The following is a 19939-nucleotide window of genomic DNA, read 5'->3' on the forward strand; positions in this document are numbered from 1 at the left end:
TTTCTATAGAAATTATAAGAATCTTTATATTTAAATACAAATTAAGTTACAAAAATAGAAAGCTAAATTTATATAATATTGGAAAATAGTTTAAATATAATGTATAATTCATTACAATAAAGATATACTTAAAGCGATAGGAAGTTGATTTTATGAAAAATATAATTTTTTTACTTTTAGTAATTTTAGATTTAATAATAATTTTTTCATTGACTTATTATTTTAAAATAATAAGTCAACAGCAATGTATGATGCTTTTGATATTATCTTTTGTAATTGTACTTTTACTTAAAGATTTATTTAAAATCAAATTTTAACTAGTAAAATACTTTAATTTATGGAATATCATAGCTAGTATCTATCTTATTATGGCTTTAAATTTGCTTAATAAATTTGTTTATATATTTTAATTATTAAGGGAGTATACATCCTGATTATTATAAAAATCAATGTTCGTATAAGTTAGGTTATAAAAAATAGATAGACCTATTTGGTCTATCTATTCTTATTATATTTTTCATTGTGAGGTTAATATATTTTACACTTTTAAGCAGAAAATCTGCCTTTCATATATTAAAAATTAACCTTAGTCTATTTTCTTACAGCTTAAAACTATCTTAAATATGCTTTATAAAAATGTCTTAAACTCACCTTAATCTATTTCTTTGCAACTTAAAACCCAACAATTAAGAACTCTAGCATTCTGATATATTTTTTTTATTTCATATTTAGTTCCATCAATCATAGCAATTACAGGTGAAGTTCTTTTAATAAAATCAAAGGACAAGCCATCTTTCCCACAATACTTTGCAACCTCTAAACAAATATCCTCATCTGTTTTAGGTTCAGCATCCAAATCAATTAAAAAGCCTTTTTTAAACATAAATTCTAATCTCCCCTTAATAAAATTAATTTTTAAGTTTATTATAGTAAATAAACTAATATTCCAATTAGCTCTTATATATAATTTATAACTATTTTTCCTTTTTTTCAATATATTAGCAATAAAAAATAAAAATGAGACTTAATTTACTGCTTTGTAACTTTAAATCCAATAATTAATGAGTCTGACATTTTGATATTTCCTTGTAATTTCATAAATATTATCTTCCCCCATGATTAAAGTTTCTGTAGAACTTTGATATATTTTCAAAACAAACTTAATAATATTACTGCTTAAAATAAAAAATAGCTGACCATTTATTTCTCTGATCAGCTAAGTTTATTATTGTATAACCTTTTTCATATTACTATAAATAATCATCCTGATAAATAATTTTCTTAGTAGGTTTAAGACATACAGCAATTCCATCATCTGGATCAAGATTATCATCACAAAGCAATGCATAAGAACCGTTACGTTCAAATATTAATGTTGATGGAATAAATCTTGAATGTGCATTAGCATCAAAATTTACTAGCATATTTTGAATAATTTCACAAATATTATCTTCATCTTTCTTATATTCTATATAAGAATTTTCTTGCTCATAAGTAATTCCATCTTCTTTAAAGTATGCTTGAAGTTTTATTGTAATCTCAAAATAATTTCCAAATAATTTTATTCTAGATGTCTTTTTCCATCCAACATTGAAAACAAACTCTTTAATTATAGTATTATTCATGAGTTTTCACCAGTTCCTTTCTTAGCTTCAGATATCCCTCCACGGTGGGTTACATTATTATGAATTTCACGTGGTACCTTTTGCATAGTCTTCATATCTTTACATTCATGCCATGTATATCCATTAGCTTTTCTCCAATCTGAGACATCTTTAGGATTACAACCATGTTTTTTTGCTAATTCAATATCAGCTTTATCAAAATTATCTTCACGCTTAATAGAGAAGTTCTCTATCTCAACATTTCCTTTACTAATTTTGCTAAAGTCTGCTTCACCATCTTTAAAAACTATACCATCTATACCATGAAAAGTTAGTATTTCACTCCATGTCTTACCATCAGGATTTGATTTTTGAGGAACATAGTCAGGATTGGGAATCCACTTAGAATTACCACGTTCACACTCCCATCTACCACCTTCAATAGGACAATTTTTTACATTTTCATATGCTTTTACTAAAGATTTATCATATTCACTTATAAGACAATTAAACTTTTTACCTTCAAGTTCTTTTCCAAGTTGACATTCAGAAAATCTATTTTTAATATTTTCTGAAACATCCTTAAATGAAGTTATATTCACATTTTCACACCCCTTTTACGGACAAAATCAACCCATTGCATATACAATTTTTCACGAGTTTCTGATTCTTCTTGTTGAGAGCTCATATCCTTCATTAGACACTGACTAAGTGTAATAATTCTCTCCTCTGATACATCTGATAAATTTTGACTAATAATTTTTTCAAGCATATCAGATAATTCATTATTATCCTTTGCACTAATAACACAGTTTTCAACACGACTACGAACTCCTAGTATATCAGTAATACGTCTAGAAAGTTTTCTAAAATTTTCATCTTTCCAAATTTCCAAAACTCCCTCTGATTTATATTCTGAAATTTGTTCTTCTATAAACTCAATATTAAAAGAAGATAGACCTAGAAAATCTAATGAACTCTCAATTTCTTTAATATCAAATTCTAATTTTTCATTAACTCTACCTTGAATCATAAAGTTTATAATTTGAGAACGTATATTTATTAAATCTATTATTTTTTCTTGTTCCTTAAAATCAAATATAGATTCAGATATATCACATTTATTCACTTGAACTAAAACTGGCTCAACCCAATCATTTTGATATACAGCAGCAACCCCACACTTAAGTTTTGAAAGTTCATCAAGCTGCTCCTTATCTAAACTTGCTGCATATCCTACAAGTTCACGATCACTTTTCTCTGGTAATCTTAAAATGATTTTTGTGTTTGTATTTCTTATAACTGACATATCTAAAAGCCCTGGAGACTGATCTGCAATAATAAACCCTTCTCCATAAGTACGCATTTCAGCAATTGAATTAGCTAAAAGTTCTACTGATTTTCCAACAAGATTAGAACTTTCTGAAGATTGTTCTGTTGAAGTACGCTTTAAAAGGTTATGAGCTTCTTCTAAAACAGTTATATGAGTTAATGGACTATTTATTTTACCACAATCCATACGATATTCATTAAGTTTCATTACAAGTAATCCCATAATTAAAGATTTTGTTTCAGTTGAACCAACACGACTTAAATCAACAATTACATTTTTATCAAATAAATCTGAGTCATTTAAATCATCATTGCAGAATATTAGCCCATTTAAACCATTAGTTAGAGATCTTACACGAGTAAGTAATGCTCCTGAATAATCACCTTTACTATCTGCTGAATATTTTGAATCATTTATTACATATTCAATTTGCTCAAGTAAATCAGTAAAATTAGGGAATTTATCCCCTTTTGGATTTTCAGATGTACTTAAATTCCATCCTGCTACAATATATGCCTTTTCTATTGCTTCTTTTAATATTGCTGGCATTGCTGCATACATTGGCCAACAAACATTAAAAATTTCTACAAGTCTATCAAGATGTTCTAAAACATGAACATCTTTTGGAAAACGAAATGGATTTATTTTTAAAAGCTTAGACTTCTTAGGATTTGTACCATAAACAGTTACGTCAGAAAACTGTCCAAATACATTTTTATATTCTCCCTTTGCAGGCTCCACAACTAAAAATGGAATTCCATAAATATTATGTAATTGATTAAGAATTTCATATACAGTATTACTTTTCCCCGAACCTGTAGAACCAGTTACAAATGTATGCATTGTAAGTGAATTGCAATCAAGATTTACATTTGTATTAGTTTCTTTTCCCATGCTAAATACTTTTCCCAAAGAAAACTCTTTAGCATTACTACTCTGATTATACCTAACTACTTCTTTTCCAAAATCCGCATGTTCTATTACTGGAAAACCACATATAGATTTACGAGGAAGCCCCATTTGAATAGCTAATTCATTGCTACTTACTAAAGAAGATGCAGTAACTGGAATAATATTCTTTTCAGAACGATATTCAAAAACAGGATGTATAAAGTTAGTAATATATTCATGTATCATAGGAAGTTGTTTGCTATTTTGACGTCCCCAATAATTAATTGAAGAAGTTTCAACACCAGACATTTCTCCCTTCATTAACGCCTTATATGTTCCTGCTGCCATTTCTGTAGTTTCTTGAGTATCTGCTAAAAAATATGCTGCACATTCCCACATGCCAATACTTTCACATTCAGCAATACGCTTTAACTGTAAGTCAATCTTTTCAAGAGTATCAATTAAAGTTTTATTTTGCATAGTAAGTTGCATATTGTTAGAAGACCCTGATGTAGCTCCTTTTGTCTTAGTAAAACTTTCACTTTGGCTATTTGTTTCACCATATGTTTCACCATATGTTTTAGAAGTACTTTCAGAATAATTCTCTGATGTTGAAGTGCCATCTGTATTTGTTTTAATATTCATAGCATTAATGCCAATTTGTCCTACTGTTATAGCTGCTGCTGCAGCTATACTTGCACCACCAGTTAATGGCGCAGTTACTATACTTGCAACACCAAGTGCTACACTACCAACACTTTTTGCAATTGTACCAATGGTATCTGCCTTTGAAACAGAATTACTCTTTGAATAACCTTTAGAATAAGAGCTTCCTTCTTGCATAGATGTATTATTTGAATAAGAATTCCCTGTTGTTGTGCCATGAGACAGAGCATCTGAAACACTTAATGCAATATTAGTGCCATAAGATAATTGCATATTAGCAAAAGGAGATAGCTGTGTATATATTGTTTCGTATGATTGACGCGTTTCTTCCAATTGCTGTACTGGAGTACTCTTAGCTAAAACTATAGCAGTATATTTTTGTCCTTGCATAGCAAGTACAAACTTTTCAAGTCCTTGAATAAAAGTTTCATTATCTTTAAATTCTTTATCTTTATTGTTTGCTACACAGGAAACAGTAGCAATATTTTTTTTAGAAATATTAGATAAAAACTCCTCTGCAACTGGATCTAATAAGTCGTGAGTTTTAACCCCAGGAAATTGTCCATTTAAAGCATTACGTAGTGTATCTTTTAGTGACTTAGTTGTACGTTTATTATCAAGAGAACGAACCCCCATATAAAAGTCAGTTTTTTTGCCGTCGCTATCTGCAATAATAAATACACCACAATTAAGATTCTGAACAGCATTAAAAACTGATGCAAATTTATAAGTTGAATATTCTTTATTTTGATACACCATTTCAGTAATTTTGAAAAGACGAATATCACTGATTTTTTTTAAACTATCATCAAGAGGAATAACCTCTAAATCTGTCAATTTATGAAGATATTTTTTTAAAACAATATCATCAACTAAATTGCTAGCTTCTTTAAGTTTTAAATCAAGAGAATCATAACTTGGAACATTGTTATTTGGAGGTTCCAAAATGGAAACCTCCTTTTTTTTATTTATTGATTTTAAAGAATTTTTTCCTAAAATTACAGTATCACTCATATTTTTTACTCCTTATTTGTAACAATTGCAACAACTGTTCCTCCAACCACTGCACCTGCAACTGCTCCTCCAACTACAGTTAAACTAGCTACAGATGCTGCTGTTCCTCCAACCACTGCACCTACTAAAACACCTGTAGCAATTTTAGCTCCTCTATAAGTTCCATTCTTTTTATCAAGCTCTTTTTGTTCTTGATAGCTTATTTTTTTCTTTTGAATATTGGTATTATAAGTATTAGTATTAGGTTTTGTTTTATAATTATTTAATTCTTTAGAATTTTTAATTTCTTCTTTATTTTGATTGCTTGAGTTTAAATAACTAACAACGTCCTTAAGATGATTTACTCTCTCATGTGAAAAATTACTAACTACTTGAACCATCAACTTATTCATATAATCTTTATTCCACGTACTTTTATCTAAATTAAACTCTCTTCCATCATGTTCCGCATATAGACCTTGCATTCTACTAGCAGATCTATCCATTTCTTTAAATAGATTAAATTCAGGATCAACTAAAAGACTATCTTTCATCATAATACGAACACGACGTAAATTATTTGAATTTACAGCTTCATAAAAAGTCTCTGTTAATGCCATAAAAAATACCTCCTTAAATTTCTAAAATAGATTCAACCTTTTCTTTAATATCCTCAAGCCATTTCAATTTACGCTCAGATTCTAAAATACGTTCTTCTACGCTTTCTTTATCATTAGCATATTCTTCAAGTTCTGTTAATTTATCTTTTAAAATATTATCAAGTTTCTTAAATTCACTATTAAATAAATCACTAATTTTTTTAGATTGTCTTAATGCATGTTTTTGTGCATTTTCACCATTGTCCCAAATAAAATCTTGAATAGGCGCTAAGAATTCTTGAGCTATTTTATCACCATTTACATAATTAACATCTTTGTACTTGGTGCGATAATATCCACTTTCTCGTAACCATGTCCAAGGCTTGTACCACTTCTTAGAAGTATTAGCAACCCATTCTTCTCCATCTTCAACCTTTTTTGTCTGTATAAATCTATCTAATACAAATTCATCTGAAGATTTTATTGTACCACTCATAAGCTTAAGAGGATCAATATTAATTCCAGAAAATATTTGTGAATCAAATTCCTCAGTCAAAGAAGCAAGCTTTTTCTTATATTCATCTAATAATGCAATAGCAACATTAATCAAATTCTCTCTAATAAGTTCATCTAAATCAGTTTCAAAATCAGGAAATAATTTTTTAGCAAATCTTTCTAGACGATCTACTTCATCTCTTGCCTCTTCAACAGTTAATTCTTCTCCTTTAAGAGAATTAATTCTTTCTTCAATTCTCTTTTGAAATTTTTCAATTATGCTTTCTACAACATCTCTTGAGTCATCATTAATTCTAATAACAGCTTCATCAACTGATTCTTTAAATCTTCCAACAACTTTTGTATCCTCTATCTTTTTACGAATGATTTCAATTTGTTTTAAAATCTTTTCACCCTCATCACGATTTTTATCAATTTCACGTTTAGTTTCTTCAAAGCAACCAACTTCATCAAGTTTATGCATAAAGGTATCTACTATATTTTTTATTTTTGCAGTCTTAGCATATTTCTGAACATATTGACGAATAGCAGCTTCAACAGAAGGCACTCCAGTATGAATTAATGCTTGTTCTTCAGGACTATCTGCATCTTTTGCTTCAGCAAGTTTTTTATTAATATCCGCTCTAATACTAGCAGGAAGAGAGGCATAAGACTCAAAATGAAAACTTTCATTACGATTCAATTTCCTTACCTTTAGCCAAGTTTCATCTAAAGTGTCGTCATCTAGCTCAACACCATTTTCCATAAGTCTAATGTTAAGTGCTGGAAGAGCTGCTGTTGGAAAAATATTAGGATTTATTATTCCATGACTTTTAAGATATGCACGAACACGATTTAATGTTTGCTCTGTATCTCCATCTTCCTTTCTTCTGTCATCCATTTTATTTATAACAAATATGAATCTATCCTTTGACTGTTTTCCACCTATAGTCATACTATCAGCAACACGTTTCAAAAGAGCATTGTCATCATCTGAACCAAATGTACCTTCCATAATGTATAAAACTAAAGACTTAGAAGACTTACTAAGAAATTCACTTTGTACTTTTTTATGCTCTGGATCTCTTGAATTATTAGGTCCTGGAGTATCAACTAAAACAAGAGAAATATCTTCTGAAGTAACAAATGGAATATCACCATTTACTTTAATAAGAGAAACATTACTATCAGAATTTAAACGTTCCATAGCTTCATAATTTAATTCTTTATGTGTTTCAATAAGATGATTGTCCTTACTATATACTTCAGCTTCCCATGATTTGTTATCATTGTCTTTAATACGAGTGATAATAGCTGTACAAGCCTCCTGTTTTGAAGGCATTAACTTATCACCTATCATAGAGTTAATTAAAGTTGATTTTCCTGCACTCATTGTAGCAACAACACATACTTCAAAATCACTACTTTTTGCATGATTAAAAGCACTTAATATTTCTTTATCTCTAAGTTCTTCAAAAGGACCTTCTTGAATTTCTTTAAAAACTTCATCAATAAGACCTTCTTTATCTTTAGTTTCTTTTGCAGGCTTTCTATCAAGTTTAGCAGTAAGTTCACCTCTCTCATAAGCTAAAGTGAATACTTCTGTTAAATCTTCAAAATCTAATAATGTTCCATGAAAAGTAACATCAAAATCAGTGTCATTATATTCATCAATTAAAATGCTAGGAAGTTCCTCAACCCATTCTTGCAAACGAGAGCCAGTCATAATCTTCTCTCTTAATTTACTGTTTTGAGCCAACTTCTTTCCATCAACCATTAATTCAGTTTCAAGTTTATACGGATTGTATTTAATAAATATTTTCTTCATATTATTCCTCCAAAAGTATTTTTTCTAAACCATATAGTCCACATTTTTTGCTCATGGCAATATATTCATTATCCTTTGTATCACTTTGTATACCATCATAATATTTTGAAAGATTATACTCAGGTTTACTAAACTTTTTAGTATATAATATATATTCATCTTCTTCATCTTCTGTCAGTAATTCACCACTATGCTTTAACTTTGTAAGAAGTGCAAAGTAAGCTGACAAAGGATATATTTTAGAATTTTTATAACCAATTTCTAATAGGTCATTACGAACTCCTTCAATACTTGCTTGTATGCTATCATCTACACACTTAAAATTATCAATTTTATTTATAACAAAAATAATTTTATCAACTGGAACCTTTTGAAAAATCCATTTTAAATGACTAATTTCCTCATCAGTTCCTAATTTATTTGCATTAAGAACATAAATTAGCTTGTCATACTTTTCATTTATCAAGGCTTCATAAGTTATTTTTCCATGATTTCTATTTAAAGCAGAATTTACGCCTGGCGTATCAATAATACAAACTCTATTTTTACTCTCACTAAAAAATCTAAAGTAAGATGCAATATTAGTTTTTGTTTCCCATTCAAAATTGGTTATATCTGACATTGTTGCATTCATATTAAGTTTTGAATTTTCTAAACTAATACAGTCATCTTCAAAAGGTTTATTATATATGTAACATATATTCCCAGTACAAACTTCCTGAGATGTACGGGCAATAGGCTTTCCAATTAAGGCATTTATCAAAGTTGATTTTCCAGCACTCATATTTGCAGTTACAATAAATCGTAATTCTTTTTTTTTGAAAAACTCATAATTTTTACGATACTGTTTAATAAGATTATCTGCAAAATCAATTGTAACCTTTTCATTTCTAAACGCTAAAAGCAATCTATCAATATTAGCTTTTCTTCTTTGAGTTAGATATGCTTTTACCAAATCAGCAGCCTTTTGTATATCTATTTCATCAATTAGAATTAATGCAATATCACACATAATCCAATATCTATATTTTCTCCCCAAAGGCTTTAGATTACTATTAAGAAGAGAACTAATTAAACTATCAAGTTTAGACTTAGTAAAATTAGGCTTTTTTGTATTTTCAATAAGAAAATCTTGATATTGTCTTAATCTAAAATCAGTATATTCTGTCATTTCAAATTGTTTTATGAAATATTCAAGCACAATATAATATTGTAACTTTCGTTTTCTACTTGCAAATTTCATTGGATGATTATCTAATACCAATGAAGATGTAAAATATACATTAGTATTCATCATATTTATTTTCCTCTGTATCCTATAGTAATTTAAAGGGCTATTTAGCTCTTCTATTATGACAAAAGAAGTTAAATTAGTTTATTGCTATTTATGAATATATACCTTAAAAATAAATGAGATACCATAAAAAATTTTCACTTCAATCAAATTACTCATAAAAATTAATAAACCAACTTAAATTTTTTTATCTATATAATTATTATAATAATTTAAAGGGACAAAATTTGTCCTTTTAAAGATTTTCATTACATTTTTTCATATATATACTAGTATTAATTTTTAAATAGAGCTATAAAACTATCTTAACAAGCATTTAGTATTAAATTATATATGCAAAAATAATATCTTTAAGAAATCTTTTCTGTATTTAATTTTCTTCTTTAAATTCATATAAAGTAATAGCATTAATAGTCTCTGTCTTAACCTTAACTATTAAATTTTTATCATATATTTAATTTAAATTACAGTTATAAATATCATATATCTTTTTTGCTTCTAGAGCCATTTCATCTACAAAACTCTTTGGAGAAAGAACTTTTATTCCACTTCCTTGACTTAATAACCACATCTTTATTCCTTTTCCATAAACCTCAGCTTCTATAATATGTTTGTCTTCATGACTTTCTAATATTCTTGAAGTTGGAAGCTTGTCCAATACGGCTTCTAAAGAAGATCCTGTAAACTCAAATTTAACCCTCATAAGTTCTCCTGAATACATAAATTGAATTCTTTTTCTAAACTCTCCATCTTGAAATCTTTCTGATTCACATACTCTAAACTTCTCTTTTAAGCTTTTATAATTTATTATTCTATCAACTCTATAAACTATAGGCATTCTTGTTTTTGAATTATTAAAGTAAACTATTAAATAAAAATAATATTCTGAGAAAATTATTGATACTGGCCTAACTTTTCGTTTCACTATTTCTCCCTCAGTCTTTTTATACTTTATTTCTATAACCTCTTTATTATGTATAAACTTACTTAAATCCCATATTCTATCTATTAACTTTTCTTTATGTTCAAGAGGCGTAAATTTTAAAAGTTCATTTCCTATTATTTTCTTTATAAACTTTTTATCTTTATAAGAAACTTTGTAAAGTACTGAGTTTATTATACGATCCATCTCTTCACAACAAAAAGCTCTACTTTCTAATAATATTTTGCATATAGCTAATATATCTTTTTTATCTGAAGTTAAATCCTCACTTCCAGTTAAAAAGTATGCCTTCTCACTTCTCTTGTAAACTATTGATAAATTATTATAATTTCTATCAGCTATGTATAATCTAATATCATTTATGTCTCTTTTTATAGTCTTTTCATTTACGCCAAACTCTTGAGCTACTTTTTGTGCATTTATACCTTCTCTATCTTTTAATTTCTCAAATATAGTTAAAATTCTGTTTACCTTTGCATATCTTAGTTCTTCCATGACTACTCCTCGTTTATATAAATAATATTGCTAATTTAAACATAACATAGCTGACCATTTATTCTATGAACAGCTATTTTTAATGACTCAAAAACTTCTTTTAGCGGTGTCCCGCTTACAGCTGCTTCGTAAATATATCTAACTTTAGATTTTTTTAAAGCTTTCTTCATAGGTTTATATCCAGTATTAAAGTGATGAATTATAATTATAATATATTTTGCAATAGGTGTAATTTACTAACATTATTAGCAAATATCTACGGATACTTTTTTCACTTCTTACTAATCCTAAGTAAGTTTTACAATCTCGAAAAAAGGATCAATAGCCCAATGGGCAGTATATTGAGTTAAAGTTTCTAATTGGTTTTATGATTTATCTAAAGAAATAAAAATTTAAAACATTTACAAAATCAGGATTACATTCTTTTTTATACCCATTATAATATTGATGAAAATATAATCAAATATTCTTAATTGTTAAAAAATCACTTATATTAATAGTAAATTTGTAAATAAAATACTCTCCATAAATTATTATAAAATATTAGTTACTCTAATTCTTCAATATACTTTTATTGTACTTTTTGTATTTATTTTAGTATTATTCTAAAAATATTATATCATTAAAAAACAATTTTTAACAAAATTTTTAATGATATAAGAATAATTTAGTAAATTTACACCTTAACAAAAAAAATTTATGATAACTCCTTGCTACAATTGAGTTTTCACACATCAATTAAAGCAAGAAGTTATATATTTAGTAAAATATAGCTAAAACTTTATTTAACCTTTACCGCTTTTTAAGGTGTCTACAAAGCTTATCTATTATCTTTTTCTTTTTATATCTAACAGCATTAAATGTAATTTCGTTCTTATGTTCCTCATAATACTTTTGCATATTTCCTCTCTCTTCATTAATATAGAGAATAAATTCTCTCTCCTCATCCTCCAAAGTTCTAAGAGCATTTAAGAGAGCCTCCATTTCTTCTCTATGCTCAAAGTCATTTTCCATGGAGAAGGAGTCTTCTAAGATATCTTTAATTGTTATATCATCACCAATTGGTGTATCTAGGCTAGAAAATTTCATATTATGCTCCCTTCTTTTTAGCATTGAGCAATATTTATTTCTTAGAAGAATGGTTATGAAAGCCACAAAATCTATTCCAAAACCTCCATCATACTTATATACCCCATTAATAAATTCAATCCATCCTATCTGCTCTAAATCTTCCCTGTCATATCCCTTTATGAAATACTTAGTTGAATACTTATAAATTAATCCTTTGTGAATTTCAAAAAGCTTTTTCAAGGCTTCCTTATTTCCCTTTTTCCCCTCTATTAATAAAAGATCAACCATTTCCCTATTCATAAACAATATACCCCTAATAAATATATTTTTATTTACTATTATTTTTACCTAATATATTTAAACTAAATTTTAGTCCCTTTAAAACTTGTCCACTTTTATTTGAAAACTACTATTTTCCCACCTAATTTCATACTTAAATCCTTAAAAACCACATAAAAACATCTACTGTGACTGACTTTTTAAAACTCAGTCACACTCCAAACCATTGATATAACTAACTTTAACCAGACTTCACCAGACTTTTACTATTTTTCAATCACTATATATATAGTATTTAATAAATGTATTTTTTTATATTAATTTTTAATTTTCCCTATTATATAGGAGTAAAAAAAGTCCGTCACTTCTGTCAAAACCCTTGGTATCACTAAAAAATCTCCGACTCAAAGTCTGGATAAAGTCAGTCACTAACCTGTCACACTACCTAATTATTAAATCATCTAACTTAATTCTTACTCCATTCCATAATCTTAAATTTCTATTTCTAGCTCTAGTGACGTTAAAATTAACTTCTAACTCCTTATTAAACTTTATTTGGGAAAGTATTTTTAAACCTGCTTCCACACAAAAATCCTTATAAGCTTCATAAATCTCTATCCTACTACATGAAAATGAGCTATCAATTTCACAGCACTCCTCCACAAAGGAAATAACATTATTATTCTCACGCTTATATTCCTTCTTAATCTCATCAGTTAGCTCAGTTTCACTAAACTCAAAGTTATTTTCATAAAGCCTCCCTAATCCTTCTAAAGCCCAATTTAATATACCTTCCTTTTCCTCTTTAAACTTATATTTTAGCTCCTTATCTATCTTTCCTTTCTCTATTTGCCTATTAAATGGCACAATTATAAGCCTTCTATAAAATCCTTCAGTTCTGTCCACATAGTTTCTAGGTAACTCATTACAGCTAAAGACAAGCCTTGAAAATGGTCTAAACTTAAAAGGATTTTTATTCTTTTTCTCTGCCATTAAGTAATCCTCCCCTGTTAAAACCTTAAAAATCCCTGTATCCTCTATGGATTTACTTGGAAGGTCTGAAAATACATTTGCTACCTTCCCTAAAAGCTCTGCTGTTTTAAACTTGTCCCCAATATCTTGCCAAGGTATATTACTTACATTTTTCTTACCAAGAAGTAAATATTCCACCACCCATAAAAGTGTACTTTTTCCTGTCCTAGCTGGTCCCCAAAGGATAAATGATTTTTGAGCAGAAGTATTTGTAGTAAGTAAATACCCTACCATCTCTTGAACTAAGGGAATTAGCTTACAATCTACAACTTCACTTAAGAATTTTTTAAATTGTGGACAATCAGCCTGAGGAGTATACTCTACATTAAGCTGAACTGTACTTAAATAACTAGGTGTATGCCCCTTAACACTTCCATCCCTAATATCAAAAAGACAATTCTTTGTATTTACTATATAAGGATTTCTATTAAAATCATCAAACTCTCTTGAAACAAGTATGTCCCATTGATCTCTACAATCCCTAATAGCTGACATAGTGCAATAATTAGGTAGCATATAATCCATGATGATTTTCCCAGCCTCCTTATCTCCACTTATGTTATAAACCCCATTTTCATATATCAAAAAGGATTCTGCCGCATAAAAAATATACCTAGTTTCACTTAAATACTTAGCCAAAACAAATGGCAAAAACTTAAGCCCCTTTTCTTGCTCCTCATACCATGGGATATTTACCATATTTTGAAACTTAATAGGTTTACTTTCCTTCTTTTTCTCCTCTTCCTCTCTCTCTTTCTTAAAATTTCTAATAACCTCTCTATAAAATGTAACTAAATCCTTTGAATTTTTAATTTTCAAGTGATTTGTTAAATCCTCCTCAATAATACTTTTCCCTAAAGGAACTCCTATGTTATACATGAAATTCTCTATAAATTTAAGAGCAGTATCAATATTAGTTGAATTAGAAACTTCACTAATCTCCAAAGACTTTACACACTCCTTAATCTCATTCACATTTAAGGGCTTAAATGCTAAAGATGCTGGACTTTTCCCATAACAGGTCTTACCGTACCTTGCACAATGGTATCCTCTATCTTTAAGTGTTTCACAAGTCATAGCTCCTGCACCAGACTTTAAGAAATTCATTATCTTCCAATTAGTTTCACTCTCACTATATCCCTTATATTTTCTACTAAGCTCATGAATTCTCTCCTTTCCTCCCTTAAAAATAGCAAGGTTAGTAATCATTCCATGCCATAAAGGCTCAGAAAGAGTTTTTGAATTCGCTTTGCAATACTTTATAAAATCACACTTAAAACACACAACCTCAAGACCACTTTTATAATTCCAATCTTTTAAATCCTGCTCTTTTAAATTGCTTTGCCCTTTTTCATTTATTAGTTCATTATTTATTATTTTAAGTTCTCTATTCTCTGAAATATTATCTTGTGAAATGCTATGCAAGTTATTTCTAATGCTTTTTATAACCTGCTCTTTAGATTTGTTATTTAGACTTTCTTCCTTATTTATTGAAATGTTTTTTTTACTTTCCTTATTATAATAGTTTTTTATTTCTTCACTTCTTATATATATATCATCATTTACGATTAACTTATTTTCGCTATAACTAAGTTCTCTTTCCAAATCATCCTGAGTATAAAATAGGTTTGGATTAAACTTTATACATTTTACCCTTACTGGCTCCTCCTTACAATGATAAAAACCTGGAATTCTCATTACTCTGCTCTCATTTATACAGCTTCCATCCCCATGAAAATGCTTGGATAATTTCTTCTGTATGTCCCTAAACTTATTAACCTTTCCATCTTTTATAAGAAAATATACATGTAAGGACTTCTTAGTTTGTACTATAATACTAGGCTCTAGTGGAAACTTACTTATATTCTCAAGCTGCTCATCTAAAGAAAGAGTATCACACTCAAAAAACTGAGCATTAATTCGATTTATCTTCCTATCACTATTCCCTCCAGAATTAACCACAAAAAATATTCCTCTATTAGCCTCATTATGAGCCATTAAAACCTTGCTTTTAGAAGAAAAATCCTTCATACTAAAACTTAGATTCTTCCCCTTAAAGTCTGTCCCCTTCTTATCAGAAAAGACTCTAATATTAATCCTTCCACAAGAATTTTCAGAACCTTTTAACTCACTTTCTTTACTATCACAGCTTGTCCCTTTAGAAGACTCCCCCTTACAAAAACATTCTAAAAACCTTTTAGCCTCCCTTAAATCCCACTTTTCAAAATTCTCTTTATTCAATTTTCAAACATCCTTTCAGATAAATAGTCTTTTTACCTAACTTATAATAAGTTCTTATTACTTTATAGCTTGTCCAAGGCATCTCATAAAAAATTTAATAATATAACTTCTTTATTAAAAAACTCACAAGCTCTTTAATTTATTGCTTGTCCAAAGATTAAAAACAATAAAAGCTATTCTATTAATGAAATTCTTAAGTTAATAACTTCTATTTATTACTTTTAAGATTCCAAATTTAAACTATTTACTAAACCTCGTCAAAATTATATCCTACAGAATACTCAACCTTTAAGGGTACATTAAAGTCCTTAAAAGGAGTTCTCTCCATACAATTCTTTATGAAATATATTGCCTCATTTACCTTGTCTTCCCTAACTTCAAACAAAAGTTCATCATGTATCTGAAGTAGTGGTTTTATATAATCCCTCTCTGGTAATTCCCTTAGTATCCTTGCCATAGCTATCTTTATTATGTCTGCTGCCGTACCTTGTATTGGAGTGTTTAAGGCACACCTTTCAGATGCCGCCCTCTTATTCCAGTCCTTAGATTTTATATCCTTTAAATAACGTCTTCTACCAATTCTACTACTTGTATATCCCCTATATTGTGCAATCCTCTTTGTATCATTTTGCCAAGTTGAAATCCTTGGATATCCGTCCTTTATATTTTTTATAATCCTTTCACAGTCCTTTTCACTTATATCAATTCCACCCTTATACATAAGTGTTTTTTGAAGCCCCTTAGGAAATAAGCCAAATAAAACACCAAAATTACAGTTTTTAGCTATGGTTCTTCTCTTCTTAAAATCCTCATGATTTCTGTCTGTAGCCTCCTCTAAGGGAATATTATATATAATAGAAGTTGTTATGCCATGAATATCAAAATCTTTCATAAAAGCATTAATCATCTTTCTATCTCTGCAATAATAAGCTCCAACCCTAAGCTCAATCTGAGAAAAGTCAAAGTCTAAAAATATATGGTTAGGTGAAGGAATGAAAAGTTTTCTAATACCTAAATGGTCATTATCCTTTCTAGGAAGGTTTTGAAGATTCGGATTCCTGCTAGAAAATCTCCCAGTATCAGTTCCCATAGAGAAAAAATCTGTATGAATTTTGCCTGTTTCACAATTTAATAAATTAAAAAAAGCTTCTATATAAGTAGATTTAATCTTGCTAACTCTCTTATGCCTCTTTATACATTCTATAAGATAAGTCCCCTTCTTAAAATTTTTAACACACCACTTCTCAAGAAGAATTAGGCTCTCATCATCTAAGGAAGGTTCACCCTTTTCACATACCTTAAGAACTGGAAGTCTTAAATCCTTAAAGATAAAATCCTTAAAATCTTGAGTTTGAAGATTACACCCAAGTTTAACATCCCTATTTGTAAAATTTAAAATCTCACTTTTACAAAGATTAAGTTCCTCCTCTGCTCTATTTTTAAACTCCTCTAAAAGTTCCTTATTAAGGGTAATACCATTCTTTTTCATAATACCAGTATAAACAGCTGCTGGGCTTTCAACCCTCTCACAAACAAGTTTGTGCTCTGGTATATGAGTTTCAAACCACTCCAAACAAAACTTATAAAGCCTTAAAGCATAATCACTATCTGCACAGGCATACCTTAAAGTTTCTCTATGCTCAGAATGCAAATTATCAAAGTGTGTTCCATTAACCACATTATAAAAGCTAGGCAACTCCTCATTAAATATCTCCTTTACAAGAAGTTTAAGACCACTATCTCCTAAAGTTCTAAACTCCCCAAATTTCTTAAAAGTAAGCATACTACCTATCATAGTATCAAAAACAGGCTCCTTAATCACAATTCCATACTCATAAAGAAAAGATGATTCAAAAGCTATGTTGTGACAAACCTTTAAAATACTCTCATTATGAAAAATAAAGCCCTTAAGCCAAGCTATCATTCTATGAACATCTTTAACATTTTTCCCATTCCTATGCCTTAAAGGAATGTAAATACCAGTACCCTCCTTAACAGAAAGGGATATACCGACTATATGTCCCTTATTTGGATCTAAAGCAGCCTTCTTATCATTTAATCTAAACCACTCATTCTTTGGTGCACATTCAATATCAAAGGCAACAACCTTCTTATCATGAATATTCAAATACTTCATAACCTCACTAATAGTAAAAACAGCCTTATAATTTCCCATAATTCTCTCCTTATATAAAAAAATTTAATTATTTCACTTAAAATTTTTATCCTTTACTTAACCTCTAACCCTTTATAAAAAGGATAAAAAAAATATTTATTGGATTTTTATCCCATAAATATCAATCTATAATTTCTTTTTTCTTAATTCCCAATCAATTTAAACCTATAAAATTATTTTTTACCCTTTACTTATCAAACACCAATATCCAAATAAGGAATTACTTCTTACTAAAATAATAATTTATACCTCATATCAATACTTAATAAAAACATATAGTAGATATTTCCCTAAAATTTTTATCCCTTCTCCAAAATAATGTAGAGTATTACAAACACTCCTAGTATTCTCCTTACCAATTCCTTACAATGGCATTATAATACCTTTTTCTTCCAATACCCAAATTCAAATTATCCTATTATTACAAATTAATCTTATTTATTTTCATATTTCTATTGTTTACTCCATTTTTCTTACAAGGTCTGTATTATTTTACTTTTTTATACACAAAACTATTGATTGTTCGGGATCACCCTGTTAAAATAATATCATAACAATATTTTACATTTAACCAAGCAAAATACAATTTGCTTGAACTATTAAAAGTTATATTAACTTAAGTAACACTATTTTCTTAAAATACAGATATTATCCCAAATAAATTTTAATATTTTAAAAACTCCAAAATAAAACATATAAACCTAAAAATAAATTTAAATCTTCTAAGTTTAAAACTTAGTTAAACCATAATCAAATTTAAATAAAACTCTGTTTTTAGTAAATATTATTTTAAGATATATATTAAAATTAATATCTACTCTAAATCAGAGCAAAACTTTAAAATAAAAGGGGGAATTTAACTTATGTTTATTGGTTATAGGCTACAAAAATTGAGAAAAAAGAGAAAATTAACTCAAAAGGCTTTAGCTGAAATGACAGGTATATCTCGCTCTTATCTATCAGATATAGAACACAACAGGTATAACCCTAGCTTTGATACTATTGAGGCATTAGCCAATGCTCTAAAGCTTGATTTAAAATCATTCTTTGATGATGCTCTCTTAGAAGAAGATTATTATCTAAAACCTCTAAATGAGGAGCTAAAGGAAAAAAACATTGAAGAAGTTTTTAAACTTTCTGAAGATGAGATTGTTGAAAAGCAAATAATTAATAATGATTTAAACATTCCTTATAAAACTAGCTCCCTTTCAAAAAAGGAAACCTTAAACATTAAAACAGATTTACAAAAAACTATAAATAACTTAGATAACTTTGAAAAAAATATATCCTTTGAGGGTTTCCTCTTAGATTATGAAACAAGAAAGGCTTTTAAGGAAAGCTTAGAACATTCAATGAAAATGGCAAAACTAATTGCCAAAAATAAATTTTCTTCTAAATCAAATTAGCCAATAAAAATCAATTAAACATGCTTAAAACACCAATATCCTTTCATTAAAAAATATTTGAAAGGTAGGTGAAGGACTTGTATAAAAACTCATAAAATTTACTATAGAGTTTTATTTATACAATCCCAAATATATATGAACATAAAAAATTTAGCAAACCAATTAATAAAAAAATATGAATTAAGAGATCCATTAGAAATCACATTAGCAAAAGGAGTCATACTCTTAGAAGAAGACTTAAAAGAAGTGTATGGTTATTCCCATACCTATAAAAGACAAAGCTTCATACACTTAAACAAAAATTGCTCCCTAAAAACAAAAAGACTAATATGTGCCCATGAATTAGGATACATTATAATTCACCCCAAAGAAGAAATACATGTTGTAACTGATAAATCATTAACCCCCCAAAATGATTTTGAAAGGTATGCCAAAATATTTGCAGCACACCTTCTTATATCAGATGAAATGATAAAAGAACATGAAGGAAAAAGTGCTAAAGAAATGGCTATAGCTTTAGATTTACCCCTTGATTTGGTTTTGGTTAAACTAAATTCTTAAAATATTTATTATAAAAATAAAAACTCTTTATC

Annotated in this window: 14 protein-coding genes; 2 read left to right on the top strand and 12 right to left on the bottom strand. The window is 28.3% G+C overall.

Features of this window, described 5'->3' with window-relative positions:
- Window positions 1-652: 652 nt before the first annotated feature.
- The 12 genes from Q1J60_RS06960 to Q1J60_RS07015 all read right to left on the bottom strand — a co-directional run bounded on the left by Q1J60_RS06960 (window position 653) and on the right by Q1J60_RS07015 (window position 17940).
- Window positions 653-883: a DUF4318 domain-containing protein gene (locus tag Q1J60_RS06960; protein WP_300260044.1), complete on the bottom strand. Its 231-nt coding sequence runs from the start codon at window positions 881-883 to the stop codon at window positions 653-655.
- Between the two features lie 367 nt (window positions 884-1250).
- Window positions 1251-1625, bottom strand: coding sequence for a hypothetical protein (locus Q1J60_RS06965; RefSeq protein WP_300260048.1), 375 nt, complete (start codon window positions 1623-1625; stop codon window positions 1251-1253).
- On the bottom strand, window positions 1622-2206 hold the full coding sequence (locus tag Q1J60_RS06970) for an HNH endonuclease signature motif containing protein (RefSeq protein ID WP_300260050.1): 585 nt from the start codon (window positions 2204-2206) through the stop codon (window positions 1622-1624). Before Q1J60_RS06970 ends, Q1J60_RS06965 begins: the two co-directional genes overlap by 4 nt.
- Window positions 2203-5508: an ATP-binding protein gene (locus Q1J60_RS06975; protein WP_300260054.1), complete on the bottom strand. Its 3306-nt coding sequence runs from the start codon at window positions 5506-5508 to the stop codon at window positions 2203-2205. Before Q1J60_RS06975 ends, Q1J60_RS06970 begins: the two co-directional genes overlap by 4 nt.
- A 5-nt stretch (window positions 5509-5513) precedes the next feature.
- A complete protein-coding gene (locus Q1J60_RS06980; protein ID WP_300260057.1) occupies window positions 5514-6107 on the bottom strand; it encodes a hypothetical protein in 594 nt (197 codons plus the stop codon).
- 13 nt (window positions 6108-6120) lie between these two features.
- Complete coding sequence (locus Q1J60_RS06985) at window positions 6121-8409, bottom strand: dynamin family protein (protein ID WP_300260059.1); 2289 nt, start codon at window positions 8407-8409, stop codon at window positions 6121-6123.
- Window position 8410: 1 nt separating this feature from the next.
- Window positions 8411-9706, bottom strand: a complete 1296-nt coding sequence (locus tag Q1J60_RS06990) for a dynamin family protein (RefSeq protein WP_300260062.1) — start codon at window positions 9704-9706, stop codon at window positions 8411-8413.
- 451 nt (window positions 9707-10157) lie between these two features.
- Entirely contained in the window at window positions 10158-11141 is a 984-nt protein-coding gene (locus tag Q1J60_RS06995; protein ID WP_300260065.1) for a helix-turn-helix transcriptional regulator, read from the bottom strand.
- A gap of 35 nt (window positions 11142-11176) precedes the next feature.
- On the bottom strand, window positions 11177-11311 hold the full coding sequence (locus tag Q1J60_RS07000; protein ID WP_300260068.1) for a hypothetical protein: 135 nt from the start codon (window positions 11309-11311) through the stop codon (window positions 11177-11179).
- 622 nt (window positions 11312-11933) lie between these two features.
- A complete protein-coding gene (locus tag Q1J60_RS07005) occupies window positions 11934-12512 on the bottom strand; it encodes a sigma-70 family RNA polymerase sigma factor (protein ID WP_300260071.1) in 579 nt (192 codons plus the stop codon).
- Between the two features lie 420 nt (window positions 12513-12932).
- Window positions 12933-15764 (bottom strand): DNA primase family protein, encoded by a 2832-nt coding sequence (locus Q1J60_RS07010; protein ID WP_300260074.1) that lies wholly within the window; start codon window positions 15762-15764, stop codon window positions 12933-12935.
- Window positions 15765-16011: 247 nt separating this feature from the next.
- Entirely contained in the window at window positions 16012-17940 is a 1929-nt protein-coding gene (locus Q1J60_RS07015) for a DNA polymerase I (protein ID WP_300260077.1), read from the bottom strand.
- 863 nt (window positions 17941-18803) lie between these two features.
- Between Q1J60_RS07015 and Q1J60_RS07020 the strand changes: the two genes are divergently transcribed.
- Window positions 18804-19346: a helix-turn-helix domain-containing protein gene (locus tag Q1J60_RS07020; protein ID WP_300260083.1), complete on the top strand. Its 543-nt coding sequence runs from the start codon at window positions 18804-18806 to the stop codon at window positions 19344-19346.
- A gap of 135 nt (window positions 19347-19481) precedes the next feature.
- Entirely contained in the window at window positions 19482-19907 is a 426-nt protein-coding gene (locus tag Q1J60_RS07025; protein WP_300260086.1) for an ImmA/IrrE family metallo-endopeptidase, read from the top strand.
- Window positions 19908-19939: the final 32 nt, after the last annotated feature.

The organism is Clostridium sp. (assembly GCF_029258205.1).
GTDB lineage: Bacteria > Bacillota > Clostridia > Clostridiales > Clostridiaceae > Sarcina.